General features: G+C 61.4%; 25 protein-coding genes and 2 tRNA genes. 12 read left to right on the top strand and 15 right to left on the bottom strand.

The window, feature by feature from the left end; translation table 11 throughout:
- Window positions 1–9 precede the first annotated feature (9 nt).
- From FDP25_RS00870 to FDP25_RS00850, 5 genes are all read left to right on the top strand, one after another.
- Window positions 10–924 carry an SPOR domain-containing protein gene (locus tag FDP25_RS00870; RefSeq protein WP_154148297.1) on the top strand — a complete coding sequence of 305 codons (915 nt, stop codon included), beginning with the start codon at window positions 10–12 and terminating at the stop codon, window positions 922–924.
- Window positions 921–1,928 (top strand): beta-N-acetylhexosaminidase, encoded by a 1,008-nt coding sequence (gene nagZ / locus FDP25_RS00865; RefSeq protein WP_343031923.1) that lies wholly within the window; start codon window positions 921–923, stop codon window positions 1,926–1,928. Before FDP25_RS00870 ends, nagZ begins: the two co-directional genes overlap by 4 nt.
- The gene (locus FDP25_RS00860; RefSeq protein WP_154148295.1) at window positions 1,921–2,712 is read left to right on the top strand and encodes a segregation and condensation protein A; all 792 of its coding nucleotides are present in this window, start codon (window positions 1,921–1,923) and stop codon (window positions 2,710–2,712) included. The genes nagZ and FDP25_RS00860 overlap by 8 nt, the downstream gene beginning before the upstream one ends.
- Before the next feature lie 4 nt (window positions 2,713–2,716).
- Entirely contained in the window at window positions 2,717–3,418 is a 702-nt protein-coding gene (gene scpB / locus FDP25_RS00855) for an SMC-Scp complex subunit ScpB (RefSeq protein WP_154148294.1), read from the top strand.
- A 78-nt stretch (window positions 3,419–3,496) separates the two neighbouring features.
- Entirely contained in the window at window positions 3,497–3,637 is a 141-nt protein-coding gene (locus tag FDP25_RS00850; RefSeq protein ID WP_154148293.1) for a hypothetical protein, read from the top strand.
- 17 nt (window positions 3,638–3,654) lie between these two features.
- Here the strand turns inward: FDP25_RS00850 and FDP25_RS00845 are convergent, their stop codons facing one another.
- The 8 genes from FDP25_RS00845 to FDP25_RS00810 all read right to left on the bottom strand — a co-directional run bounded on the left by FDP25_RS00845 (window position 3,655) and on the right by FDP25_RS00810 (window position 9,389).
- Window positions 3,655–4,728: a 2'-deoxycytidine 5'-triphosphate deaminase gene (locus FDP25_RS00845; protein ID WP_154148292.1), complete on the bottom strand. Its 1,074-nt coding sequence runs from the start codon at window positions 4,726–4,728 to the stop codon at window positions 3,655–3,657.
- Between the two features lie 77 nt (window positions 4,729–4,805).
- A tRNA-Pro gene (locus FDP25_RS00840) sits at window positions 4,806–4,882 on the bottom strand.
- A 66-nt stretch (window positions 4,883–4,948) separates the two neighbouring features.
- Window positions 4,949–5,932 carry a MerR family transcriptional regulator gene (locus FDP25_RS17160; protein ID WP_246175729.1) on the bottom strand — a complete coding sequence of 328 codons (984 nt, stop codon included), beginning with the start codon at window positions 5,930–5,932 and terminating at the stop codon, window positions 4,949–4,951.
- Window positions 5,933–5,944: 12 nt separating this feature from the next.
- On the bottom strand, window positions 5,945–6,247 hold the full coding sequence (gene ihfA, locus FDP25_RS00830) for an integration host factor subunit alpha (RefSeq protein WP_154148291.1): 303 nt from the start codon (window positions 6,245–6,247) through the stop codon (window positions 5,945–5,947).
- A gap of 110 nt (window positions 6,248–6,357) precedes the next feature.
- Window positions 6,358–7,332, bottom strand: a complete 975-nt coding sequence (locus FDP25_RS00825; protein ID WP_154148290.1) for a beta-ketoacyl-ACP synthase III — start codon at window positions 7,330–7,332, stop codon at window positions 6,358–6,360.
- Entirely contained in the window at window positions 7,329–8,435 is a 1,107-nt protein-coding gene (gene plsX / locus FDP25_RS00820) for a phosphate acyltransferase PlsX (protein WP_154148289.1), read from the bottom strand. The genes FDP25_RS00825 and plsX overlap by 4 nt, the downstream gene beginning before the upstream one ends.
- A gap of 24 nt (window positions 8,436–8,459) precedes the next feature.
- Window positions 8,460–8,666, bottom strand: a complete 207-nt coding sequence (gene rpmF, locus FDP25_RS00815) for a 50S ribosomal protein L32 (RefSeq protein ID WP_154148288.1) — start codon at window positions 8,664–8,666, stop codon at window positions 8,460–8,462.
- Window positions 8,667–8,834: 168 nt separating this feature from the next.
- Window positions 8,835–9,389 (bottom strand): YceD family protein, encoded by a 555-nt coding sequence (locus tag FDP25_RS00810; protein WP_154148287.1) that lies wholly within the window; start codon window positions 9,387–9,389, stop codon window positions 8,835–8,837.
- Window positions 9,390–9,507: 118 nt separating this feature from the next.
- Here FDP25_RS00810 and FDP25_RS00805 point away from each other — a divergent pair, with 118 nt between their 5' ends.
- The 4 genes from FDP25_RS00805 to FDP25_RS00790 all read left to right on the top strand — a co-directional run bounded on the left by FDP25_RS00805 (window position 9,508) and on the right by FDP25_RS00790 (window position 13,509).
- Window positions 9,508–9,936, top strand: coding sequence for an outer membrane protein assembly factor BamE (locus FDP25_RS00805; protein ID WP_246175727.1), 429 nt, complete (start codon window positions 9,508–9,510; stop codon window positions 9,934–9,936).
- A 71-nt stretch (window positions 9,937–10,007) separates the two neighbouring features.
- Entirely contained in the window at window positions 10,008–10,748 is a 741-nt protein-coding gene (locus tag FDP25_RS00800; RefSeq protein WP_154148285.1) for a GNAT family N-acetyltransferase, read from the top strand.
- A gap of 101 nt (window positions 10,749–10,849) precedes the next feature.
- Window positions 10,850–12,673 carry an ABC-F family ATP-binding cassette domain-containing protein gene (locus FDP25_RS00795; protein WP_154148284.1) on the top strand — a complete coding sequence of 608 codons (1,824 nt, stop codon included), beginning with the start codon at window positions 10,850–10,852 and terminating at the stop codon, window positions 12,671–12,673.
- A 53-nt stretch (window positions 12,674–12,726) separates the two neighbouring features.
- Window positions 12,727–13,509, top strand: a complete 783-nt coding sequence (locus tag FDP25_RS00790) for an ion channel (protein WP_154148283.1) — start codon at window positions 12,727–12,729, stop codon at window positions 13,507–13,509.
- 4 nt (window positions 13,510–13,513) lie between these two features.
- On the opposite strand, the gene FDP25_RS00785 is transcribed toward FDP25_RS00790, so the two are convergent.
- The 4 genes from FDP25_RS00785 to FDP25_RS00770 are packed head-to-tail and all read right to left on the bottom strand — an operon-like array spanning window position 13,514 to window position 18,125.
- The gene (locus FDP25_RS00785; protein ID WP_154148282.1) at window positions 13,514–14,269 is read right to left on the bottom strand and encodes a 3-hydroxyacyl-CoA dehydrogenase; all 756 of its coding nucleotides are present in this window, start codon (window positions 14,267–14,269) and stop codon (window positions 13,514–13,516) included.
- Window positions 14,270–14,328: 59 nt separating this feature from the next.
- Entirely contained in the window at window positions 14,329–15,381 is a 1,053-nt protein-coding gene (locus FDP25_RS00780) for an AbrB family transcriptional regulator (protein ID WP_154148281.1), read from the bottom strand.
- Between the two features lie 41 nt (window positions 15,382–15,422).
- Window positions 15,423–17,663, bottom strand: coding sequence for a xanthine dehydrogenase family protein molybdopterin-binding subunit (locus tag FDP25_RS00775; protein WP_154148280.1), 2,241 nt, complete (start codon window positions 17,661–17,663; stop codon window positions 15,423–15,425).
- A gap of 3 nt (window positions 17,664–17,666) precedes the next feature.
- Window positions 17,667–18,125, bottom strand: coding sequence for a (2Fe-2S)-binding protein (locus tag FDP25_RS00770; protein WP_154148279.1), 459 nt, complete (start codon window positions 18,123–18,125; stop codon window positions 17,667–17,669).
- A 183-nt stretch (window positions 18,126–18,308) separates the two neighbouring features.
- On the opposite strand from FDP25_RS00770, the gene FDP25_RS00765 reads away from it, so the two are divergent.
- Window positions 18,309–19,529: a hypothetical protein gene (locus tag FDP25_RS00765; RefSeq protein WP_154148278.1), complete on the top strand. Its 1,221-nt coding sequence runs from the start codon at window positions 18,309–18,311 to the stop codon at window positions 19,527–19,529.
- Between the two features lie 15 nt (window positions 19,530–19,544).
- Window positions 19,545–20,384, top strand: coding sequence for a bifunctional allantoicase/(S)-ureidoglycine aminohydrolase (locus FDP25_RS00760; RefSeq protein WP_154148277.1), 840 nt, complete (start codon window positions 19,545–19,547; stop codon window positions 20,382–20,384).
- Window positions 20,385–20,417: 33 nt separating this feature from the next.
- Here FDP25_RS00760 and FDP25_RS00755 read toward each other — a convergent pair whose 3' ends face one another.
- From FDP25_RS00755 to FDP25_RS00745, 3 genes are all read right to left on the bottom strand, one after another.
- Entirely contained in the window at window positions 20,418–20,846 is a 429-nt protein-coding gene (locus FDP25_RS00755) for a GlcG/HbpS family heme-binding protein (protein ID WP_154148276.1), read from the bottom strand.
- A 21-nt stretch (window positions 20,847–20,867) separates the two neighbouring features.
- The gene (locus tag FDP25_RS00750; protein ID WP_154148275.1) at window positions 20,868–23,015 is read right to left on the bottom strand and encodes a malate synthase G; all 2,148 of its coding nucleotides are present in this window, start codon (window positions 23,013–23,015) and stop codon (window positions 20,868–20,870) included.
- A gap of 213 nt (window positions 23,016–23,228) precedes the next feature.
- A tRNA-Ser gene (locus tag FDP25_RS00745) sits at window positions 23,229–23,318 on the bottom strand.
- Window positions 23,319–23,444: 126 nt separating this feature from the next.
- Between FDP25_RS00745 and FDP25_RS00740 the strand changes: the two genes are divergently transcribed.
- The gene (locus FDP25_RS00740; RefSeq protein WP_154148274.1) at window positions 23,445–24,290 is read left to right on the top strand and encodes a DUF2059 domain-containing protein; all 846 of its coding nucleotides are present in this window, start codon (window positions 23,445–23,447) and stop codon (window positions 24,288–24,290) included.
- Window positions 24,291–24,292: the final 2 nt, after the last annotated feature.

Here is a 24,292-nt window from a genome sequence, read left to right as displayed (position 1 = left end):
AGGCGAGAGATGGCAGATATGCACGGGGCGCAGCATGGCGCTGTGCCGGAGCAGAACAACGGATTTGCACGAATGGCCAATCTGGCGGGCGCGGCAGTGTCGCTGGCGCTGATCGTCGGGATTGGTGTTTGGGGCTACAAGATATTGGTGCGCGATGTCAGCGGTGTGCCGGTTGTCCGTGCCGCCGAAGGGCCGATGCGCATTCAGCCCGACGATCCCGGTGGGCGTCAGGCGCTCAACCAAGGGCTGGCCGTGAATGAGGTGGCGGCCGAGGGCACCGCCGCTGGCCCGGTGGAGCAATTGATCCTTGCGCCCGAGCCGCTGGACCTGACCCTGGAAGATACCCCGCCGACCGAGGTGGCCGCCGCACCCGAGGACGAAATCACCCCAACAGCCGAGGCGGCGGAACCATTGAGCGCCGAGGATGAGGCCGTGCAACTGGCTGCGGTCGAAGCCTTGGCGAATGAACTGACGGATGGGGTTGCCCCGCTGGAAGAGCTGGCCCCGGCAGAGGACGACACGCCCGAAGCCACAGCCGAGCCAGCGGTGGCCGAGGGATTGGGGGTTTCGCTGCGGCCCAAGTTGCGCCCGGCGGGCCTGTCCAACGTGCGGCAGGTGGCCGCCGTGGCCACGTCTGATGGCCCGCGCGATGTGGACCCCGATAGTATCCCTGCCGGCACCCGTCTGGCCCAATTGGGGGCCTATGCCTCTGCCGAGGTGGCCCGCAAGGAATGGACGCGCCTGTCGGGCCGGTTCGAGGATTACCTGCAAGACAAGGATCGCGTGATCCAGAAGGCACAAAGCGGCGGGCGGACCTTTTACCGGTTGCGCGCCATGGGCTTTGACGATCTGAGCGATGCGCGCCGGTTCTGTTCCGCGCTGGTGGCGGAAAACGCCGAGTGTATCCCGGTGGTGACCCGGTGAGCGGCATTGGCGCCTGTATCCTTGATGCCGAAGGGCTGCGCCTGACGGCAGAGGAAAAACGCTTCTTTGCCGAGGCCAATCCCTTTGGCTTTATCCTTTTTGCTCGCAATATCGATACGCCCGATCAGGTCCGTGCGCTCTGTGACGAGATGCGCGAGGCCGTGGGGCGCGAGGCCCCGATTACCATCGATCAGGAAGGCGGGCGGGTTCAACGCCTGCGCGCGCCGCAATGGCGCGATTGGTTGCCGCCCTTGGAACATGTGGCCGCGGCGGGTGATCGCGCCGAAGAGGCCATGTACCTGCGCTATCGCATCATTGCTGATGAGTTGCGGGATTTGGGGATCGACAGCAATTGCGCCCCCTTGGTGGATGTCGCCAGTGAGGCTACGCATCCCTTTCTGAAAAACCGTTGTTATGGCAGCGATCCGGCGCAGGTGGCGCGGATTGGGCGCGCCGTGGCCGATGCGATGCTGGAAGGCGGGGTTCTGCCGGTGCTCAAGCATATCCCTGGTCATGGCCGGGCGCAGGCCGATAGCCATCTGGAATTGCCTATGGTCAGTGTGCCTCGGGATGAATTGGCAGCGGTCGATTTCCTGCCGTTCCGTGCCCTCAATGGCCTGCCCATGGGGATGACGGCGCATTTGGTCTACTCGGACGTTGATGGCCGCCCTGCGACGCTCTCGCCGGTGATGATGCAGATGATCCGCGACGAGATCGGCTTTGACGGGCTGATCATGACCGATGACATCTCGATGAAGGCGCTTTCGGGGTCGTTGGAAGAGATCGCCGCAGGCTCTATCGCCGCGGGCTGTGACGTGGTCTTGCTGTGCAATGCCTCGCTGGACGAGCGCCGCGCCGTGGCCGCCGCCTCGGGGCGGTTGCAGGGCGCCGCCGAGGCCCGCGCGGCGCGGGCCATTGCCGCGCGCCAGACGCCCACCGAGGTTGACATTCCGGCCCTTGAGGCAAAGCTTGACGCGCTGATATCAGGGCGCGGTGATGGCTGAGGACGATTTCGAAGAGGCAGAGACCACGGTGACCAGTGTCTCCGACCGCATGGCTGCAGAGGCGCTGATCGTAGACGTGGACGGGTTCGAGGGGCCGTTGGACGTTCTGCTGACGCTGAGCCGGACCCAGAAGGTGGATTTGCGCAAGGTCTCGGTTCTGCAACTGGCGCAGCAATATCTGGCCTTTGTCGAACGGGCCAAGCAGTTGCGCATTGAACTGGCCGCCGATTACCTGGTGATGGCGGCGTGGCTGGCTTTTTTGAAATCACGGCTGTTATTGCCGCCCGACCCCGAGGAAGAAGGCCCATCGGGCGAGGAACTGGCCGCGCACCTGGCGTTTCAGCTTGAGCGGCTTCAGGCCATGCGCGAACATGCCGCCAAGCTCATGGCGCGCGACCAGATGGGGCGCGATTTCTTTGCCCGCGGCATTCCCGAGGATGTGCAGCGGGTCAAGAAAGTGACCTACACCGCGACCCTGCTGGACCTGATGCAGGGCTATGCGCGCATCCGCACCAAGGACGAATTCCGCCCCTATGTCATGGATCGCGACGCGGTGTTCACGTTGGAACAGGCGCTTGAACGGATGCGGCCCTTGATCGGGTTCGCGGGCACATGGACGGATATTTCAACCTATCTGCCCGAGGAATTTGCCGGTGATCCGGTGCGTATCCGCTCGGCCACCGCCTCGACCTTTGCCGCTTCTTTGGAACTGGTGAAAGAGGGCCGCGCCGAGATCAGGCAGACCGAGACATTCGCGCCCATCCAGTTGCGCCGTAAGGATTGAAAGCATGTCGGACGAGATTGAAAACCAGCAAGACAGCGTGACGGAGGAGCCCACGGCGACCGATCAGGCCGAAAGCCTGTTCGAGGCCCCGCCGATAGGCGAACAGGAACGCATGTGCGAGGCGATCCTGTTCGCCTCGGCCGAGCCTGTCAGCATCAAGGAGATGGAGGCGCGGATGCCGCATGGCTGTGACGCCGCCGAAGCCATGGTGCACCTGCGCAAGCGCTACGAGGGGCGCGGGGTGCGCGTGGTCAAGGTGGGTGATGCATGGGCCATGCGGACCGCGCCCGACCTTGGGTTCCTGATGCAAAAGGAAACGATCGAGACCCGCAAGCTATCGCGGGCAGCAATCGAGACATTGGCGATCATCGCCTATCATCAGCCGGTGACACGCGCCGAGATCGAGGAAATTCGCGGCGTCTCGGTCAGTCGGGGCACAGTGGATCAATTGCTCGAGATGGAGTGGATTCGCTTTGGCCGCCGCCGGATGACGCCGGGACGGCCCGTGACCTTCGTGGTCACGCAGGAGTTTCTGGATCACTTCGGGCTGGAATCGGCGCGCGACCTGCCGGGACTCAAGGAGTTGCGCTCGGCCGGGTTGTTGGAAAACCGTCCACCGCCCAGTGCCATGCCGCAAGCGGGTGAAACTGACGAGGACGCCGGGGATGAGGACGATGAAGATCAGAGCGAGATGTTTGAAGAGTAACCGAAATTTTCGAACTTGCCCTGAAAATTACATGATTCCATGTTACATACCCTTCAGAGGCAGAGATGGAGGGGCGCAATGAACGCCAATCAGATTATCAACATGGTGGTCCGGATCGTCATGCGCAAAGTGATCGGCGCCGGTGTCAACAAGGGCATGGGGGCTGTCGGCAAAGGCGTCGACAAAGCCCGGCAGCGCCGCGACCCCGGGCAACGGTAAATCCGTTCGCGCCGCGTTCAGGCGCGGAAATGCTTGGACAGTTTCAGGCCTTGGCCCTGATAATTCGATTTGATCCCCGCGCCATAAAGCTGCTGCGGGGCCTGATCCATGTGTTCATAAACCAGACGGCCCACGACCTGTCCGTGTTCCAGCACGAAAGGTGCCTCGTGACAGCGTACCTCAAGAACACCGCGTGAGCCTTCGCCGCCCGCTGCATCATGGCCGAAACCGGGGTCGAAGAATCCTGCATAATGCACCCGGAATTCGCCCACCATGGCCAGATAGGGGGCCATTTCGGCGGCATATTGAGGCGGGATATGCACCGCTTCGCGACTGACAAGTATATAGAACGCGCCGGGGTCAAGGATGATGCGGCCCGTGTCGGAATGCACCTCTTCCCAATACTCTGCCGCGTCGTAGCCCGCGATATTGTCCAGATCAATCACCCCGGTATGGGGTTTGGCGCGGTAACCCACCAGCGTCCCGCTTTCGGGCTTCAAATCGACGGAAAAGCCCAAGCCGTCGCTGATCACCGCCTCGCCATCCACCAGCGGGGTTTCGGCGTGGAGGGCGCGAAGCGCGTCGTCGGTAAGCTGTGCTTGTCCGGCGCGGAACCGGATTTGGTTCAGGCGCATACCGGGACGCACCAGAACCGAGAAAGAGCGCGGGCAAATCTCGGCATAAAGCGGGCCGGAATAGCCCGGCGCGATGCGGTCGAATTCCGTTCCGCCATCGGTAATGGCGCGGGTTAACAGATCAAGCCGCCCGGTCGAGGATTTGGCATTGGCCACCGCCTGCATATCGGCGGGCAGGTCCAGGTGCTCCATCAGGGGCACCACATAGACACAGCCCTTTTCAAGAACCGCGCCCTGGCTGAGGTCGATTCGATGCATTTCGAATTCGTCCAGACGTTCGGCCACTGTCCGGCCATGCCCGGCCAGAAAAGAGGCGCGCACGCGGTAGGCCACGGTGCCAAGGCGCAAATCAAGGCTGGCGGGTTGGACCTGTTCGGGCAGGATCGCGGGTTGGGCCGACAAACGCCCATCGGCGATCAGGGCCGAAATCTGTTGGCTTGCCAAAACACCGGTCATTGTCGCCCTCCCTGCGCGGGCGCCCTGCGCCGGGTAATGCCGGGGCCGGGGCCTGTGATGTCGGGGGCGGTGTGAAATGGTCGGGCTAGCAGGATTCGAACCTGCGACCTCCCGTCCCCCAGACGGACGCGCTACCAGACTGCGCTATAGCCCGACTGAGGCGTTACATACCTGTTTTCGCACCGGGAACAAGGGGGATTTTCGGAATTTTCTTCGAAACTCAGCCTTGGGCCGATGTGCCGCTTTGCAAGGCACGCAGACGATCCACCAACGGCGCCAGTTTCTTGGCCGTGGCCGGATCGAGCGGGCCATGGTGGTCAAGAAGCCGCGAGAGAAGGCCGGGGGCGGCACTCAGGCCATCCTCGGGGTCCTCGGGCACCTTGATCTGCGCCGGGGCAGGGGGTGGCGGGGAGGTTTCAGTAGTCTGCGTATCGGCAGTGTCGTCCGCATGTGACGTGCTCTCGTCCACGTCGGCGCGCTGATGCTGGAAACTGGGCATGGCGGGGACAGGCGACGTGTCGTCGTCTTGCGGTGCCGGTTCCTCGCCCTCCGGTGCGTCGGTGTCATGGGCCCCTGTACCGGACAGGGCATCGCGCACTGTATCCTCAACCCCATCCGGCGCGCCCCCAGCCAGGGTATCGGGGGCCTGCGACGGAGCGAGGGGCGCACTATCGGCGCCATCGTCGTCGAGAAGGCTGTCTTCGGTTTCTGCGGCAAGGGTATCGGGCGCTTCGTCTGGTGGGGTGTCACTCGTGGCGTTCACGAGAACATCCTCTGCCTCGACAGGCGCGCTTTCGGTTGGCTCATCATTGGTGTCGGGTGCGGGTTTGCCCCCAGACGAAGATTTGAAGTCCACGATTGTGGCGCTGCTGGGTTCGGCTGGCTGGGCGTCCAACGTGATACCGCTGTCTTCGGGTTCGGTATCTTCATCAAGTGGTTGAGACATCGCCGCAACGTGCTTGACGCCATGTTCGCGAAGGACTTTCTGCACGCCCTTGATGGTCATACCGTCATCATGCAGCAGCTTTTTGATACCCCCGAGAAGCAACATGTCGGCAGGGCGGTAATACCGACGCCCACCGGCGCGCTTGACGGGTTTGACCTGACTGAACTTGCTTTCCCAGAACCGCAGCACATGCGCCGGGGTCTCAAGCCAGTCGGCGACTTCGCTTATGGTGCGAAAGGCGTCTGCGGATTTGGGCATCTTGTCGTTTGCTTAACCTTTGTTGCCCGCGGCCACGCGTTCCTTCATCAGGTGCGAGGGGCGGAAGGTCAGAACGCGGCGCGGTTTGATCGGTACTTCTTCGCCGGTTTTGGGGTTGCGTCCGACGCGGGCCGATTTCTCGCGCACCGAAAAGGTGCCGAAAGACGAAATCTTGACCTGCTCGCCACGGGCCAAGGCATCGGACATATGTCCAAGAATACTTTCAACCAATTGTGCCGAGTCATTGCGCGACAGACCGACCTCACGAAACACCGCTTCGCTCAAGTCCAGTCTTGTTAATGTCTTGTTATCCATCACGACCCCTCTGTCTTTGATGGGACTTTAGGACCGAAGGAATTTCCGAGTCAACGTCAACGACTTGCAAGCCGGGCCATAACCCCCGGAAAAGAGCGATTTTTTGCGAATTACCAGCGTATAACCACCGCGCCCCATGCCAAACCGCCGCCGATTGCTTCGGAAAGGACAAGGTCGCCGGGTTTGATGCGCCCTTCGGAAACGCCCACCGAAAGGGCCAGCGGAATCGAGGCCGCCGAGGTGTTCCCGTGGTCCTGAACGGTGACGATCACCCGGTCCATCGGCACGCCCATTTTCTTGGCGGTGCCCTGTATGATGCGGATATTGGCCTGATGCGGGACGATCCAATCCACGTCCGATCCCTCAAGGCCGATCTTGTCGAGCGCGGTGTCGGCGGTGGTGGTCAGCTTTTCGACCGCCTGCCGAAACAGGGGATTGCCCTGCATCCGCAGCTTGCCTGCCGATCCGGTGGTCGAAACCCCGCCATCGACGTAAAGCATATCGCGATAGCGCCCGTCGGAATTGAGGTCTGCCGAAAGGATGCCGCGATCCGTGTTGGTGCCTTCCCCCTCCTGCGCGGACAGGATCACAGCCCCCGCGCCATCGCCGAACAGGACACAGGTCGACCGGTCGGTCCAATCCATGATTCGGCTGAAGGTCTCGGCCCCGATCACCAATAGGCGCTTGGCCTGTCCCGCGAGGATCAGGGCATTGGCATTGGTCAGTGCATAGATGAAGCCGGCGCAAACCGCCTGTACGTCAAAACCGAAACCGCGCGTCATGCCAAGATCGCGCTGCACCATGGTGGCCACCGACGGAAAGGTGAGATCCGGGGTCGAGGTGGCGACGATCACGCCATCAATGTCATCGATGGCCAGCCCGGCGTTTTCCAAGGCGGCACGCGCCGCATGGACCGCCAGATCCGAGGTTGTCTCATCCTCGGCGGCGAAATGGCGGCGTTCGATTCCTGAACGTGTGCGAATCCATTCATCCGATGTATCGAGGGATTTTTCGAATTCCGAGTTGGGGACCACACGGTCAGGCAGGTAGTGTCCAACGCCCTCGACAACGGCGCGCAATGTCATTCTTTTTCACCGTCGCTTGAGTCTTCGGTCGCTGCATCTTGTTCGAGCATCGAGGCGGATGCAACCCGCGCTGCCAGTTTTTCGTTGAAACCGGTTTGCGCCAGTTGGAAGGCCAGTTTCACCGCCGAGGAAACCCCCATTGCATCTGCCGATCCGTGCGATTTGACGACCGTGCCATTGAGGCCAAGGAAAACACCGCCATTGGCGCGGCGCGGGTCGATCCGTTTCTTCAGGCGTCGCAGAGAGGTGAGCGCCAGAAGCGAGGCCAGGCGCGACAAGGGCGAATAGCGGAAGGCCTCTTTCAACAGGTCCGAGATGAGGCCCGCGGTGCCTTCGCCGGTCTTCAGCGCCACGTTGCCGGTAAAGCCATCGGTGACAATCACGTCGCAGGTGGTGCCGGGCAGGTCGCGGCCCTCGACAAAGCCTACGAATTCAAAATCCGCGAGGCGGGCATTGGCCGAAATCAGGTCATAGGCTTCCTTCAACTCGGCACGGCCCTTGTGCTCTTCCGTGCCGACATTGAGAAGGCCCACGCGTGGATGGGCAAGGTCGAACCCGTTGCGCGCATAGGAGACACCCATCAACGCGTATTGCATCAGGTCCTTGGCATCGGCGCGGATGTCGGCGCCGCCATCGAGCATGATGTTGAAGCCTTGCGGATTCTGGGACGGCCAAAGGACGCCGATGGCGGGGCGGTAAATCCCGGGCAGTTTGCGCAGGCGCATGACCGAAAGCAGCATCAAGGCGCCGGTGTTGCCACAGGATACGCATACCGTCGCCTCGCCATTGCGCACCGATTCCAGCGCAGACCACATCGAGGTCTCGCGACCGTTGCGCAGCACGTTGGCCGGCTTGTCCTCCATCGAGACGACGTCGGGGGCATGGCGTATCTCGCACCGGCCTTTCAGGTCGCGACGTTTGGCCACCAACGGCTCCAGAACCTCTTTCTGGCCGTGCAGGATAAAACCGATGTCGGGATTCTTGTGGGCAGACAGGGAAATGCCGGCAACAACAGCTGCCGGCCCCTGATCGCCGCCCATGGCGTCAACCGAGATAACAATAGGCACGGGCGTGGCCGTCGTGTGATCCGAGTTTTCGGTCATGCGGACGCCCGCCTTCTAGTGTGCTCAGGCTGCGTCGTCGTCCAGATCGACTTCGTCGGCCAGGGCCACGACTTCGCGGTCGGCATAATGGCCGCAGGCCGAGCACACGTGGTGCGGGCGCTTGAGCTCACCGCAGTTGGGGCACTCGTTCGGGTTGGCCGCCGTCAGGGCGTCATGCGCACGACGGTTGTTGCGGCGCGATTTCGATACTTTGTTCTGTTGGACAGCCATGTCACAACCTCAATTTCCTGTGGGCCTCGGTGGCCCGGGTTTCACGGGTTTAGGCGGCTCTTAATCTGTCATGAGCCGCCGGTTCAACCCCAAATTCCGGTGAGAGCGCGAAAATACAGCGAATCCCCTTCAGGGCAAGCGATTTTTTACAAGCCCACGTGCAGTGTCTTAATCGTCGCTTTCCAGCTTCTTTTTCAAATCCGCCAGACCGGCAAAGGGCTTTTGCCGCTCTTCTTCGATGGGGCGCGCACCGGGGGGCGTAAACTCGGCCTCGACGGGGGCGTTGTCCTCCTTGCGGGGGTAGTCGGGAAGCGCCAGGGCAAGTGCCTCGATCATCACGGCCTCAAGGTCAATGCGGCTGCCCAGCGGGTCGATGGTTTCATCCTCTGCCATCTCGATTTCTTCGGCGCTGGCCGTTTCGTGCGGCATCTCGTCCAGAAACCGCCGCGTCACCTGAACGTCAAGCCGGGTTGTCACGGGCTCAAGCGACACGACACAGGGCTGGGTGACCGTGGCGCCCAGGGTGCCCTCCAGCCGCCAGTCACGCCCGCGGTCGGGCCGCAATTCGCCGGAAAAGGACAATTTGCGCAAACCGGTCAGGGAAAGCTGGCTGGCAATCGCCTCCATGGCGGGCCTGTCCGGACGCAGGGAAAAGCGATGAGGCTTGCTTTGAGAAAGGTCGGAAACCCGCAAAACGGTGGTCTCGGAGGTGTTTTCGGGCATGGGCTGCGATCTTCCTTTCTTGAACCTTGCACTCACCTTGTTGTAAGCGGGATAAAAGCCGCGTGCGGTCAAGATCAAGGGGGCAGGGATGTCTGCGTGTAGAAACCGTATCATAAAGATGGTTGCCGCATTGGGCCTTTCGGCGCTCACCGCTTGTAGCGCCACGTACCGAAACCATGGGTATGTCCCGCCCGAGGAAGACCTGCAACAGCTTGTCGTGGGCGTCGATACCCGGTCCACGGTGGATGATGTCGTCGGGCCGCCTTCGGTTGGCGGCGTTCTGGGGGACGGCAATTATTACTATGTCCGCAAGAAGGTGCGCGAATACGGCATGTTCCGCCCCGAGGTTGTCGAACGGCAGGTTCTGGCGATCAGCTTCGATGACACCGACGCGATTGCCAATATCGAACGCTTCGGTCTTGAGGATGGGAACGTCGTGCCACTGTCACGTCGGGTGACCGATTCGTCGGTGGTCGATAATGGCTTCCTGCGGCAATTGCTGAGCAATATCGGCAACATTAACCCGGCCGACGCCTTCGGCGGATAACGTCACAGACCTGTCACGGCTTGCGTGATACGGGGGGCGCACATACGCTGGCCCACAGCGGGAGTACGCTGATGACAGGTTTTGCAAAGGGGCGGTATTTGGCGCGCCATGCCGATGGCCCCGAGGATATCCGGGCTGCCCAGAGATTGCGGTATCTGGCGTTCCATGGCCCATCCGGCCCGGGGCTTGACCAAGATCCTTTCGATGACATTTGCACCCATATCCTAGTGGAAGAGGCGGAAAGCGGGCGGCTTGTCTGTTGTTTCCGCATTTTGCCACTCGCTGGCGGGGATGAGATCGGGCGCAGCTATTCGGCGCAGTTCTACGAGTTGTCGGCGCTTGCGTCCTTCGAGGGGCCCATGGTGGAAATGGGCCGCTTCTGCGTGGACCCCGAGGCGCGCGACCCCGACATCGTCCGTGTCGCATGGGCGGCGATGACGCGCTACGTGGACGACAACGGGGTCGAGATGCTGTTTGGCTGTTCCTCGTTCAAGGGGACCGATGCCGAGACCTATCACGATGCTTTCGCCATGCTGGCGGCACGGCATCTGGCGCCGCGCCGGTGGTGGCCGCGGGTCAAGGCGCCGTCGGTTGTCGAGTTCGCCAAGAAGCTGCGCCGTCGCAAGCCGGATGCGAAGCAGGCCATGTTGCGTATGCCGCCGTTGCTCAGGACCTATCTGCTGATGGGGGGGTGGGTCAGTGACCATGCGGTCGTGGATCGGCAGATGAACACTCTGCATGTTTTCACCGGGCTGGAAATCGCGGCGATTCCCCCGTCGCGAAAACGCCTGTTGCGGGCCGTGGCGCAATAGGCGCGTGGAACCGCCGCGATACCGACAAAATACCGACATGATACCGACGCGGGCTTTCAGCCCATCTTGACGCCTGCGCGGCCCCGGGATAGCCCGCTTGCATGGCTCGTGCTCCGCTTATGCAACTCTCCGACATATCGCTGACCTTCGGGGGCGATCCCGTGTTTCATGACCTTTCTCTGGTGATCCAGCCGGGGGACCGGGTGGCGCTTGTCGGGCGCAATGGATCGGGGAAATCCACCCTCATGAAAGTCATGGCGGGATTGGTCGAAGCCGATGCCGGGGATCGCGTCGTGCCGCCGGGCACCAGCGTTGGATACATGGAGCAAGAGCCTGATATGTCAGGGTTTTCCACGCTTGGCGAGTTTGCCTCAAGCGCGCTTGAGGCCGGTGAGATGTACCGTGTCGAGATGGCGGCAGAGGGCTTGAAATTCGACCCCGAGCGCCCGGTCGAAACCGCCTCGGGCGGGGAGCGGCGGCGCGCGGCCTTGGCCAAGCTCATGGCAGAAGCGCCGGACCTGATGCTGCTGGACGAGCCGACGAACCATCTGGATATCGAAGCGATCGCATGGCTTGAGGCCGAGTTGAAACAGACCCGCGCCGCCTTTGTCCTGATCAGCCACGACCGCGCGTTTTTGCGTGAACTTACCCGCGCAACCCTTTGGATCGACAGGGGAAATGTGCGACGCCAGGAGCGTGGCTTCGAAGGGTTCGAGGCGTGGCGCGACAAGATCTGGCAAGAGGAAGACGAAGCCCGCCACAAGCTGGATCGCAAGATCAAGTCCGAGGCCCGATGGGCCGTGGAGGGCATCAGCGCGCGGCGCAAGCGCAACCAGGGCCGTGTGCGCGCCCTGCAAGACCTGCGCGCCGAACGCGCCGCGCAGATCAAGCGGCAAGGTACGGCGGCCATGGCGCTGGAGTCAGGCCCCAAGTCCGGCAAGAAGGTCATAGAAGCCAAGGATATATCAAAGGCTTACGAAGATAAGCTCATCCTGCGAGATTTCTCGATCCGCATTCAGCGTGGGGATCGGGTGGCCTTTGTCGGGCCGAATGGGGTGGGCAAAACCACGCTGCTCAAGACGCTGTTGAAAGAGGTGGAGCCGGATGACGGCAGCGTCACCCATGGCACCAACCTGTTGCCTGTGGTCTTCGATCAGGCCCGCGCGCAGCTTGACCCCGAGATGAGCCTTTGGGACAGCCTGACAGGCGACAAGGATATGCGCGTTTCGGGGCAGGCCGATCAGGTCATGGTGCGGGGGCAGCCGCGCCATGTCGTGGGCTACCTCAAGGATTTTCTGTTCGATGAGCGGCAGGCAAGAGCGCCTGTTAAGTCCTTGTCAGGTGGGGAAAAAGCGCGGTTGCTGCTGGCCAAGTTGATGGCGCGGGAAAGTAACGTCCTTGTGCTGGACGAACCCACCAACGATCTGGATATCGAAACGCTGGACCTGTTGCAGGAACTTCTGGACGACTACGACGGAACGGTCCTGTTGGTTAGTCACGACCGGGATTTTCTGGACCGTGTCGCCACCACGACCATCGCCATGGAAGGCAACGGCCGTGCCACGGTTTATGCTGGCGGCTGGACGGATTATCAGGCGCAAAAGGGCGATTCTGCATTGGATGATGCGCCAAAAAAAGATGTAAAACCAAAGGGTAAGAAGGCAGAGTTGAAGCCGAAGTCACAGGCGAAACCAAAACTGAGTTTCACCGAAAAACATCGGCTTGAAGAACTCCCGAAGGAATTGGAGCGCTTGGAAGCCGAGATCGCCAAGCTGGAAGAGTTGCTGGCCGATCCCGAGCTTTTCACCCGCGAGCCGGTCAAGTTCAAGAAGGCGACCGAGGCCCTGAGTGCCCGGCAGGAGGCATTGGGGCAAGCCGAGGAAGAGTGGCTTACCCTAGAGGAAAAGGCGGAAAATGCTGGCTGAATCCGCTTGTCTGTATAACGTCGGTATCATGTCGGTAAAACGTCGGTGCAAGAATGGCTGAAGACAGACCCTTCAAAGACAAGGTGAGGCTGCTTTACGAAGGCCGCAGCAAACGCGCCTCGCGCTTTCGCTATGCGTTGCTTTTGTTCGATGCGGTGACGATCCTCTTCTTCCTCGCGACCGCGGCCATGGAGATCACCCCTGAACTTCTGGTGGCCGATGCCGTGATCGGCGGGTTGATCGCGCTTGATCTGGTCCTGCGGCTTTGGATCGCCGAAAACAAGATACGCTTCTTGCGGCGGTTTTACGTGATCGTCGACATTGCCGTTCTCGCCTCGCTTCTGGCGACGCCATTTCTGGGGCAGGGGTTGGCGGTGCTTCGGGTGCTGCGGTCTTTGCGGCTGATCCATTCCTATCACCTGATGCGCGACCTGCGGCGGGATTCGCTGATGTTCCGTCGGCACGAGGACGCGATCATCGCGGCGGTGAACCTGCTGGTCTTTATCTTCGCGATGACGGCGATTGTCTTTGTCCTGCGCGGGCAGGAAGAGCCGGGGATCACCAATTACGTGGATGCGCTTTACTTCACGGTGGCCACGCTGACGACCACGGGGTTTGGCGATATCACCATGACAACGCCCACGGGACGGTTGTTGTCAGTGGGAATCATGGTGGTGGGGGTTGGCCTGTTCCTGCAATTGGTGCGGGCGATATTTTCGCCCGCGAAGGTCAAGCACAAATGCCCGGAATGCGGGCTGACCAAACATGACGTGGATGCCATTTACTGCAAGCACTGCGGTCACGATCTTAAGATCGAGACCGAAGGCGCGACCTGAACCGTCACTGCATGCGCAGGGCGCCGTCGAGGCGGATGACCTCGCCGTTCAGGTAGTCGCATTCCACGATAAACCGCGCCAGCGAGGCATATTCCGCCGGGTCGCCAAGGCGCTTGGGGAAGGTCACGTCCTGCGCAAGGCTGTCTTGAACCTCTTGCGGCAGGCCCTGCATCATCGGGGTCAGGAAAATGCCGGGCGCGATGGCCATCACCCGGATGCCTTCGCGCGACAGGTCGCGTGCCATGGGCAGCGAGAGGCCGACGATGCCTCCTTTGGAGGCGGCATAGGCCGCTTGCCCCTTTTGCCCGTCGAAGGCGGCGATGGAGGCGGTGTTGATGATCACGCCACGCTGGCCGTTTTTATCCGGGTCGTTCTGGGCAATCTCGGCAGCGGCAAGGCGGGCGACGTTGAAAGAGCCGATCAGGTTGATGTCGATCGTGCGTTGGAAGGCCGCAAGGTCATGCGGGCCGTTCTTGCCAAGGGTCTTTTCGCCGGTGGCGATCCCGGCGCAGTTCACGGCGGTGGTGATCTTGCCCATACGTGATTTGGCGGTGGCCATGGCGTGTTTCACAGAATCCTCGTCGGTCACATCGGTTTCCACGAAGGTCGCGCCGATCTCCTTTGCGGTTGCTTCGCCCCGGGCGGTGTCGCGGTCGAGAATGGTCACGTCTGCGCCTTGGTCACGGAAGTGGCGGGCGGTGGCCTCGCCCAGACCCGAGGCGCCCCCGGTGATGATCGCGGCGGTATCGGTGATGCGCATGGAGGACCTCCCTGAGTGTAAATGAACAATTGTTCAGATAACGCAGGGAACGGACGCTGTCAAAGGAAACGGCGCAACCAGCGGCGGGTGAGCGTGAGGCCCAACACGGTAACAAGGATGCGCCAGATATGGTGCAGGGTCACGAGGGCCGGGTTGGCCTGAAGGCTGAGCGCTACGAGGGCCATCTCGGTGACGCCGCCGGGGGCAAAGGAAATGAACAACACGTCGAAGGGTTCGCCAAGTATGAGATGGAGCGCCTCGGCGCAGATGGCGGCGAGGATCAGCATCCCCGCGACCGAAACAAGCGACAGGCCCGCGCCACGCAGGATCAGTGCACGGCTCAGGCCCGTGAAACGCATCCCTAGGGCGGTGCCCACCACCACCTGCGCGACGTTGACCAGCCATTGGGGAATGTCGAGCGGGTAAGCCCCGGTGAGCGACAGCAAGGCGGCAACGGCCATTGGGCCGGTCAGTTGTTTGGCCGGCAGGTGCAGGACCCGGCCAAGCCCAAGCCCCAGAAGACCGGCAAGGGCGATGCCCGGGATGGCCTGCCAGGGCACGGCATCGCGCGCCAATGTCATGCCGCCCGCGCTGCCGACAGGTTCGCCCAGCCAGAGCGACAGGCCAAGAGGCAGGGTGGTGACGACCACGATCACCCGCAGGAATTGTTGCAGGGTCAGGCGGGCAAGGTCGGCCCCGGCCTCTTCGCCCATGGCGATGGATTCGAACAACCCGCCGGGGGTGGCGGCATAGAAGGCCGTGGCGCGGTCGTAAGCCCCGAGGCGACGGAAAACGGCGTAGTTGAAGGCATGTGCCACACCGACAAAGAGGGTAAGCGCCGCGAGGCTGAGGATCAGGCGTGGAATTTGCCGGAACAGTTCCGGCGTGACCTGCGCCCCGATCATCAGGCCGATCACCGCGATGAAAGCCAGCCTGAGCCATTGGGGAAATCGGTAGCCATCGGGCAGGTGGGCGGGCAACGCCATGGCCACCGTGCCGCTGAGCAGGAGCGGCCCCATGAGGAAGGGCAACGGCAGGCCCAAGGCCCGCACGGCGAAAGCCGCAAGCGTGCCGAGGCCAAGCAGCGCGAGGGTCGTCAGGAGATGTGGCATGACCCCATCAAGCATCCCGCGCGGGGCTTGGCAAGGTGGGCTCAGACGAAATCGACGTGCTTGTTGAAGGGCATCTCGCGCAGGCGCTTGCCGGTGACCGCGAAGATCGCGTTGGCAAGGGCCGGGGCGGCGGGGGGAACCGGGGGTTCGCCCACGCCGCGTATGCCGTCGCTGTTTTCCAGACCGCGCACTATGACTTCTGGGCATTGGTCGTGGCGCAGGAAGGGGTAGGTATCGAAGTTTTGCTGCTCGGTGCGGCCTTCGGCGAAGGTTATTTCACCCATCATGGCGTGGCCAATGCCCCAGATCAGGCCGCCTTGAACCTGATTTTCGAAGTTTACCGGATCGAGCACGCGGCCCACTTCGGCAGCGACAAAGGCGCGATCAAGGCGAATGCCACTCTCGGTCTCGGTTACTTCGATCACCTCGGCGCAGGGGACGCCGAAGGACAGGCAATAGGCCACGCCCCGGCCTTGGTTTTCGCCCAAGGGCGTGCCCCAGTTCGACATCTCCCCCACGGCCTCAAGCACCTTGCGGGAGGGGGCGTGGGAACACAGCCGCAACCGTTCTTCCAACGGGTCGGCGCCTGCGGCGTGGATCAACTCATCAAGAAAGCTGTCGTGGAAGAAGCCGTTGGAGGAGGCTCCAACCGATCGCCATGAACTGACCGGGGCCAACCCTTCGGCCCGGTAGCCGGTCACGCGGTAGTTCGGGATGGCGAAGGGTTGATCCCATGCGCCAGCGATGATTTGCAGGTCGGGACCGGCGGCGGGAAAGCCTTGGCGCCCCATTTGTGACCCGATGACCGAGGGCATGGCGATGCCGAGGTCGCAGGCCGTCACCTGACCGTTTTCGACCGCGCCGCGCCCACGCGCCATGGCGATTTGCCGGGGGAAGTCGTGCGATATGTCTTCCTCGCGGCTGTAGGTGAGCTTGACGGGGCGTCCCTTGGCGGCCATGGCCAGTTCGGTCGCCTGGCGCACGACCATGTCTTCGAGCCTGTGACCGAAGCTGCCGCCCATCATCAGCACATGAACATGAACCTGATCGGCGTCGAGGCCGGTAATCGCGGCGACGTTATCCTGCACGAAGCGGGGGATTTGCGTGCCGGTCCAGACATCGGCGCGGGTGTCCGTCACGCGGACTGTGGCGTTGACGGGTTCAAGCGGCGCATGGGCAAGGTAGGGCGCGCGGTACTCGGCCTCGATCACGTTGGCCGTGGCCAGAGCGGCGTCCAGATCGCCTTCGTCCTTGTATTGGCTGTCCTGAGCGTCCGCTGTGAAGCTGTCTGACAGAATTTGCCAATGGTCGGCCTGTTCGGCCGGATAGGGCGCAGGGCCCCAATCGACCTCAATTGCCTGCACGGCCTGAAAGGCGCGCCATGTGTTATCGGCCAGAACGCCGACGCCGCCGGTGATGGGCACCACCTTTTCCACGCCGCGCATGGTTTCGGCCTCGGTGGCGTCAAAACCCTGCATGTCTCCGCCCATGGCGGGGTTCGTGCGCACCGCGGCGTGGATCAGGCCCTCCATCTCCATGTCGATGCCATAGGTTTGCGTGCCGGTGGATTTGGCGAGGATGTCGAGCCGCTGCATGGGTTGGCCCAAAAGCTGCCAGTCGGAAGGATCACGAAGTGGCGTCCCCTTGATGGGGTCAACCTGAACGGCGTTCCTGGCCAGATCGGTATAGGGCAGGCGGGTGCCATCGGGCAGAATTACGGCCCCGTTCTCGGTGCGCAGGTCGGCGCGGGCCGTGCCGGTTTGCTGTGCCGCGGTCTCTTTCAGGGTTTCGCGGGCCATGGCCCCGGCATGGCGAAGTTTTTCGTAGGAGTCCGGCACGGTCGTGGAGCCACCGGTGATCTGGACGCCGAGGAACTTCATGGGCGCATCCAGCACGGCACGGGTGGCTTCGGCCATCGTGCCTTTGTCGGTCGCCGGGAAAGGCGCGGCATCGGCGGAAAGTGCGGTGTTGTAATAGGCCGGGCTTGGCGGGCCGGGATCGACGGTAACCGACGCCAGATCGACATCCAGTTCCTCGGCCAAAAGGGCGGCCTGTACGTGGTAGGCCCCCTGACCCAGATCTGCGCGCGGGGTGATCAGGGTGATCCCGTCGGGGCGGATCAGGACATATGGCGTAATCGCCGCTTCGTCCGCCTTCAGGTCATCCAGCAGCGGGTTGGGATGCGGGCGCTTGTAAGCCACCACGCCAAAGGCCACGCCCCCGGCAATGGCGGCTGACCCGATAAGGAATGTACGGCGGGCGATCTTTCCGGCACGACCCATGGCTTAGCCCTCCTGCATTTTTTGCGCGGCGGTTTTGACGGCGGCGCGAATGCGCGGGTAGGTGCCACAGCGGCACAGGTTGCCACTCATCGCGTTGTCGATATCTTCATCGCTGGGCTGGGAAACTTCGCTCAGAAGCGCCGCCGCAGCGGTGATCTGCCCGGATTGGCAATAGCCGCATTGCGCCACCTGATGCTCGACCCAAGCAGCCTGTACCGCGTGCAGGGCCTTTGGTGTACCAAGACCATGAACGGTGGTCACCGGGCCCCAGACATCGCCGGCCCGCACTTGGCATGAGCGCACGGCCTGACCGTCGATTTGCACGGTGCAGGCCCCGCATTGCGCAATGCCACAGCCATATTTCACACCTTTGAAGCCCAACTCGTCGCGCAACACCCAAAGCAGCGGCATTTCCGGTTCGACCTCAAGGTCGTGCGTGGTTCCGTCTATGGTAAGTTGCATGGCCTGTGTCCTTGTAGGTATTTGGACGCAATGTAAACGGGACAGTTCAGTTGTCCAGCGTGAACGCTTCGACGCGGGAATAAAACCAGAATCGCCTTCGCTTGAACGTGATGGGCCGCCCGTCTATCGTTGCTGGCAAATCGGCCTGTAATCGGGCGCAACCAATCGGACAGTGGACAGGCCATGCCCAAGATAAAGCCGCTTTTGATGATCGCCTTTGATTTGGGGCGGTCTTGCGCTGGAGAACCCGAACAGGACACCTTGATTGCCAAGCTTCGCAAACGCTTTCGGGATTTCGAGGTGTTGGAACGTGACAGGCTGAAATACAATATCAGTTCCCTGCACATGTTGGGCCAGGAGTTCTTTCTGGATCGACAGGATGTAGAGATCGACGGCGCGGCATGGAGCCGGAGTGTCTACCTGCATGAAACCGGGGTCATTCACCTTGTCTTCGAGGCAAGGGACGTCGAGCATGCCTCGGCGGGTGTGGCGCGCGGTATGGCACGGGATCTGATCGATCATTTCCTGAGTAGCGATTTCGATTATGACACGTTCTTCAACGGTGGGGCGGTCCTGAAAAGCAACCGCTATTGTCCGGTTTGGGAAGTACGGGAACTGGCCGAAGAGGCGGGCCTGCCGGAACGTTGGCTCTATCGGTTTCAGAACATGCGCGCGGTTTTCGTGGAAGACCCGGGCGGGAGCAGCAGCGAGGTTGCACTTGAGCCGGGGTCGTTCCATTCGACGGTCCCGGCGGCGATTTGGACGGAAACGCAATTTTCACTTTTGCGACTGATCCATGCGCAGTGGTTTTCGCATCAGACCTCGATTCACGAGTTGTGGGAGTTGCACGAAACCGCAAGCTGTTTCTTCAGTCAGAAAAGCACCATAGAGATCAGCGAATACTTCCAGTTTCAACGATACCTGCACGATAGGCGTTCGCGGATCTTCCGGCGCACATTCCTTGCGTCGAACCCCAATTTGTTCCTGAAGCATGCCGAGGAACAGGCCTTTGCGGATCGGTTCTATGAGGCCTATGAATTTGCGCCGCAATTCAAGGCGTTGGATCATATCTCGGAGCGGCTGGACTACTTCATGAGCGCCGTGTCCGAATTCAGCACGAATTTCTATGAAATGCGGTCTACCGATTTCGAGCGGAACCTTCAGCTATTGTTTTTCCTGAATACGACGATTGGTTTGGCCTCGCTGATCTTCATGGCATTCGACAACTCGATCCAGAGCGACCTGATCGTGCATCCGGCGCATGTGTTGGTGGGGGTGACGATCGTCGGCTTCGTGATCCTGTATTATGGATTGAAAATCCGGTTCTTCGCCAAATACCGGAAGGTCTATAGTGAATATACGCAGTTTTGGAAGCGCCTGAAACAAGACGGCAAGCGCGAATAGCAGGAAGGGTCATGCATGTCCGGTAACTTCACATATTACGCGCCCAAAGGCGGCTTGCCCGATCAAACAACCCTTACGCAGGATCGAGCGCGGTTCACATCCTGCTATGCGGTCATGCCACGGCGCGTTTTGTCGGATATTACCATGTCGCGCCTGCCGGGATGGCAGAATACGCGCGCATGGGTGCTGGCGCGCCCCATGTCGGGTTTCGCCGAAACATTTGCACAGCTGATCCTGGATGTTGCCCCCGGCGGTGGCTCAAACCACCCCGAGCCTGACCCGATGGGGCAGGGTGTTCTTTTCGGTCTGGAGGGTGTATTGCGCCTGTCGATTGACGGCGTGGGCCATGATCTGGGGCCGGGGGGATATGCCTATATTGCCCCCGGTGCGAATTGGTCGGTCGAAAATACCGGCCAGTCGACCGCCAAGGTGGTTTGGGTCCGCAAACGGTATCAACCCGCGCCGGGATTGGACGCGCCGGAGAGTTTCGTCACATCAGATACGGAACACGAGCCCGATCCGATGCCCGATACCGATGGTATTTGGGCCACGACCAGATTTGTCGATAACACTGATCTTCGCCATGATATGCACGTCAATATCGTGACCTTCCGGCCCGGCGGCACCATTCCCTTTGCCGAAACCCATGTGATGGAGCATGGAATTTACATTTTGCAGGGCCGGGCGGTCTATCTTCTCAATCAAGATTGGGTCGAGGTGGAAGCTGGCGATTTCCTGTGGCTGCGCGCCTTTTGCCCGCAAGCCTGTTACGCGGCCGGGTCCGAGCCGTTTCGCTATCTTCTCTACAAGGATGTGAACCGCCACGCGGATTTGATGCCGCTCAAGGGCGGTTGAGGGCACGCCAGTGACTGGCGTGCGCCTCAAGGATTAGTCCTCGGGGGTCAGGCCCACGGCCTCGATCCCGGCCACGGCGGCGATGACGTCATTGTCGGAGGTATCGCCCGTGACCCCAACAGCGCCCACGATCTTGCCGCGCTTGTCACGCACCAGAACGCCACCCGGTACCGGCACGACCTGCCCGCCATAGACGCCATTCACGGCGGCCATGAAATAGGCCTGTTGTTCGGCGCGGGCCATTTGCGCCCGGCCTGCCATACCAAGCATGATTGCGCCATAGGCCTTGCCGTGGGCGATGTTGAAACGCCCGGGGGCTGCGCCGTCTTCACGTTCAAAGGCTTTGACGTGACCGCCGGTATCCAGCACCACGACAGACAGCGGTTTGAAACCTTCCTCACGGCCCTTGGCAAGGGCCTTGCGGATGATCGAGCGGGCGCGGTTGAGCGAGAGTTCTGCCATTTTGGCCTCCTGACTATCTGTTTATGCCGATTGCGCGGCTTTGAGTTCCAACCGGCGGCGATGCAGCACGGGTTCGGTATAGCCCGAGGGTTGCACGCGCCCCTTGAAGACCAGATCGCAGGCGGCTTGGAAAGCGATGCCGTCGAAACCGGGGGCCATCGGGTGATAGCTGGGGTCGTCGGCGTTCTGACGGTCCACAACTTGTGCCATCTTCTGCATCGCCTCCATCGCCTCGACCTCGCTGACCACGCCGTGGTGCAGCCAGTTGGCGATATGTTGAGAGCTGATCCGGCAAGTCGCGCGATCTTCCATCAGGCCGACATCGTTGATGTCGGGCACCTTGGAACAGCCCACCCCCTGATCAATCCAACGGACAACATAGCCAAGGATGCCTTGGGCGTTGTTTTCCACTTCCTTTAGGATCTGGTCCTTCGACCACTTCTGATAACTGGCCATCGGAATATCCAGAAGCGTATCGACAAAGGCGCGCCGCCCCCCGGCTTTGAGCTTGTCCTGTACCGCGAAAACATCGACCTTGTGATAATGCAGCGCGTGCAGCGTGGCCGCCGTGGGCGAGGGGACCCATGCGCAATTGGCCCCGGATTTCGGGTGCTCGATCTTCTGCTCCAGCATAGCGGCCATCATGTCGGGCATGGCCCACATGCCCTTGCCGATCTGTGCCTTGCCGGACAATCCGCATTCCAGCCCGATATCCACGTTCTGGTTCTCGTACCCCGCGATCCATGCCTTGCGCTTGATGAAGTCTTTGCGGCTGAAGGGGCCGGCCTCCATGCTGGTGTGGATTTCGTCGCCTGTCCGGTCAAGGAAGCCGGTGTTGATGAAGGCCACGCGATGCTTGGCGGCGCGGATGCATTCCTTGAGATTGACCGAGGTGCGGCGTTCTTCGTCCATGACGCCCACCTTGACGGTGTATTGCGGCAGGCCGAGGAAGTCTTCCACCTGCGTGAATATCTCGTCGGTAAAGGCCACTTCTTCGGGGCCGTGCATCTTGGGCTTCACGATATAGATCGAGCCATGCACCGAGTTGCCGCTGTCGCGTTTGAGGTCGTGCATCCCGATCAGCGTGGTGATGGCGGCATCCATCAGGCCTTCGGGGATTTCATTGCCGTCGGCGTCCAAAATGGCGGGGTTGGTCATCAGGTGGCCCACATTGCGCACCCACATCAGGGCGCGGCCCTTGAGCGTGAGGTCACTGCCATCGGGCGCGGTATAGTGGCGGTCTTCGGCCAAGCGGCGGGTAATGGTTTTGCCGCCTTTGTCCAGACTGGCCTCAAGGTTACCCTGCATCAGGCCCAGCCAGTTGGAATAAGCCTGAACCTTGTCCTCGGCATCGACGCAGGCGACCGAATCTTCGCAATCCATGATGGCCGACACGGCGCTTTCGATCTGGACATCGGCCAGAAGCGCCTGATCGCGGCAGCCGATGAAATGAGCGCGGTCGAAGATCAGCTCGACATGTAGACCGTTGTTGCGCAGCAGGATGGCATCGGGGGCCTTGGGGTTGCCGCGGTAGCCCACGAATTTCTCGGGCTGGGCAAGTGGGCAGTCGTCGACCAACAATGCTCCGTCCTGCACGTAATAACGGCGCACATCCGCGTGGCTGGTGCCGGTAATCGGAAACGCCTCGTCCAGGAATACCCGGGCGCGGGCCACGACGCGGGCCCCATGGCCGCGATCATAGCCGCCCTTGGGGGGCAGGCTCCCCATGGCGTCGGTGCCGTAAAGGCAGTCATAGAGGCTTCCCCAGCGGGCATTGGCGGCATTCAGCGCATAGCGGGCATTGGTGATCGGCACCACGAGTTGCGGACCCGGCACAAGGGCGATCTCGGGGTCGACGTTGGCGGTCTCGATTTCGAAATCGGGGCCTTCCTCGACAAGATAGCCGATGTCCTTGAGAAACGCCTTGTAAGCCTCGTGATCATGCGGCTGGTTGCGGTGGCGAATGTGCCAATCGTCGATCTGGCTTTGCAGTTCCTCCCGGCGTTCGAGGAAGGCCTTGTTTCTCGGGGCCATCTCTTTGACCAACCGGGACAGGCCCGACCAGAAGCTTTCGGGCGAGACATCGGTGCCCGGCAGGGCTTGTTCATCTACAAAATGGGCCAGTTCCTCTGCCACTTGTAAGCCTTGCTTGTCGATACGTTGCACCATGTCGCGCTCCTCCGTTTTTGGATTTCCGGGCATGCAATTGCATGCGATTGGCGCGAACTTAGCGCTAAAGTTTCCTATCGGCAACATGATTGGTAAGGTATTATTACCAATTATGCATGACATATAGGCGCACCACAGGGCAGAACGCATGACTGCTCAAACCGTGCCAATGGCTGACACGGTTGTTTTGATACGTGGGATTCATGGAATGAATGGCGGAGAGACAGGGATTCGAACCCTGGGATCCCGTGAAGGATCAACGGTTTTCGAGACCGCCCCGTTCGACCACTCCGGCACCTCTCCGCGGGGGTCTGGGGGGTGCGTTTAATCGGCTTTGCGGGGTGAGACAAGGGGGTTTTGCATTGTTTGTGCAGAGTTTTTGCCTAGGTTGGAGATATGCCCCATTTTCACGACTTAAAAGGAGGGACCATGCCCCGAGTGATACCAATGCCACGGTTGATGATGCTCTTGTTGCCTGTGTTGCTTGTCGTGATGCAGGCGGGGCCGCTGCGGGCTGCGGATCGGGACCGGCTTGAAGCCTTCCTCGAGGTGACGGGGTTTGGCGTTGCCCTCGATAGTCTCGCCCTGAGCGCGGCCGACGCGCCCCGGATGCTGGGCATGGAGGCCAGTGATTTCGGCAGTGACTGGGAGCGCGTGGCGAACGAGGTGTTCGACACCGGCGAGATGCGCAAGACGGCTTTGGACATTCTTTCGCAAACCCTGTCTGAAGAGGATCTGGCCCATGCGGCGGGATTTTATGCCTCGGACCTGGGGCAGAGGTTGGTCGAGGTCGAGAATGCCTCGCATATGGTCGAGGATGACAGCGGCAAGCGTGAGGATGGCGAGGAGCGAGTGACCGCGATGATGCGTGCGGGCGATACCCGCTTGCAGGTCATCAAGGGGTTGAATGCCGCGATTGATCAGTCGGGAAACGCGGTGCGTGCCGTGCAGGAGGTACAGGTGCGGTTCCTCATGGCCGCCTCGCATGCGGGCGTGCTGGAGCGGGCGATTGACGAAGAGTCGCTGCGTGCCTTGTTGAAACAGGGGGAAAACGAGCTGCGGATACAACTCAAGGCCGGGGCACTTGCCAATGCCGCCTATACCTATGCCGATATTTCAACCGAGGATCTGGACGCCTACCGTGAGGCGCTTGAACATCCCCGGATGCAGCGGGTTTACGAGCTGATGAACGCCGTGCAATTCGAGATCATGGCGGGCCGGTATGAACGTCTGGCCGCGCGTATGGCCGACCTGCACCCGGGACAGGAGCTGTAGGA

The sequence above is a fragment of the Roseovarius bejariae genome (genome assembly GCF_009669325.1).
Lineage (GTDB): Bacteria > Pseudomonadota > Alphaproteobacteria > Rhodobacterales > Rhodobacteraceae > Roseovarius > Roseovarius bejariae.
This window is presented reverse-complemented; position numbering and strand designations above follow the sequence as displayed.

Coding starts and splice junctions, on each gene's coding strand:
- ihfA (WP_154148291.1), bottom strand. CDS start 6,247: ATGGATAACAAGACATTAACAAGACTGGACTTGAGCGAAGCGGTGTTT.
- FDP25_RS00755 (WP_154148276.1), bottom strand. CDS start 20,846: ATGGCAGAACTCTCGCTCAACCGCGCCCGCTCGATCATCCGCAAGGCC.
- FDP25_RS00790 (WP_154148283.1), top strand. CDS start 12,727: ATGGCTGAAGACAGACCCTTCAAAGACAAGGTGAGGCTGCTTTACGAA.
- FDP25_RS00870 (WP_154148297.1), top strand. CDS start 10: ATGGCAGATATGCACGGGGCGCAGCATGGCGCTGTGCCGGAGCAGAAC.
- scpB (WP_154148294.1), top strand. CDS start 2,717: ATGTCGGACGAGATTGAAAACCAGCAAGACAGCGTGACGGAGGAGCCC.
- FDP25_RS00780 (WP_154148281.1), bottom strand. CDS start 15,381: ATGCCACATCTCCTGACGACCCTCGCGCTGCTTGGCCTCGGCACGCTT.
- FDP25_RS00785 (WP_154148282.1), bottom strand. CDS start 14,269: ATGCGCATCACCGATACCGCCGCGATCATCACCGGGGGCGCCTCGGGT.
- FDP25_RS00860 (WP_154148295.1), top strand. CDS start 1,921: ATGGCTGAGGACGATTTCGAAGAGGCAGAGACCACGGTGACCAGTGTC.
- FDP25_RS00800 (WP_154148285.1), top strand. CDS start 10,008: ATGACAGGTTTTGCAAAGGGGCGGTATTTGGCGCGCCATGCCGATGGC.
- FDP25_RS00740 (WP_154148274.1), top strand. CDS start 23,445: ATGCCCCGAGTGATACCAATGCCACGGTTGATGATGCTCTTGTTGCCT.
- FDP25_RS00825 (WP_154148290.1), bottom strand. CDS start 7,332: ATGACATTGCGCGCCGTTGTCGAGGGCGTTGGACACTACCTGCCTGAC.
- rpmF (WP_154148288.1), bottom strand. CDS start 8,666: ATGGCTGTCCAACAGAACAAAGTATCGAAATCGCGCCGCAACAACCGT.
- FDP25_RS00810 (WP_154148287.1), bottom strand. CDS start 9,389: ATGCCCGAAAACACCTCCGAGACCACCGTTTTGCGGGTTTCCGACCTT.
- plsX (WP_154148289.1), bottom strand. CDS start 8,435: ATGACCGAAAACTCGGATCACACGACGGCCACGCCCGTGCCTATTGTT.
- FDP25_RS17160 (WP_246175729.1), bottom strand. CDS start 5,932: ATGCCCAAATCCGCAGACGCCTTTCGCACCATAAGCGAAGTCGCCGAC.
- FDP25_RS00775 (WP_154148280.1), bottom strand. CDS start 17,663: ATGGGTCGTGCCGGAAAGATCGCCCGCCGTACATTCCTTATCGGGTCA.
- FDP25_RS00805 (WP_246175727.1), top strand. CDS start 9,508: ATGGTTGCCGCATTGGGCCTTTCGGCGCTCACCGCTTGTAGCGCCACG.
- FDP25_RS00750 (WP_154148275.1), bottom strand. CDS start 23,015: ATGGTGCAACGTATCGACAAGCAAGGCTTACAAGTGGCAGAGGAACTG.
- FDP25_RS00765 (WP_154148278.1), top strand. CDS start 18,309: ATGCCCAAGATAAAGCCGCTTTTGATGATCGCCTTTGATTTGGGGCGG.
- FDP25_RS00760 (WP_154148277.1), top strand. CDS start 19,545: ATGTCCGGTAACTTCACATATTACGCGCCCAAAGGCGGCTTGCCCGAT.
- FDP25_RS00795 (WP_154148284.1), top strand. CDS start 10,850: ATGGCTCGTGCTCCGCTTATGCAACTCTCCGACATATCGCTGACCTTC.
- FDP25_RS00845 (WP_154148292.1), bottom strand. CDS start 4,728: ATGACCGGTGTTTTGGCAAGCCAACAGATTTCGGCCCTGATCGCCGAT.
- FDP25_RS00850 (WP_154148293.1), top strand. CDS start 3,497: ATGAACGCCAATCAGATTATCAACATGGTGGTCCGGATCGTCATGCGC.
- FDP25_RS00770 (WP_154148279.1), bottom strand. CDS start 18,125: ATGCAACTTACCATAGACGGAACCACGCACGACCTTGAGGTCGAACCG.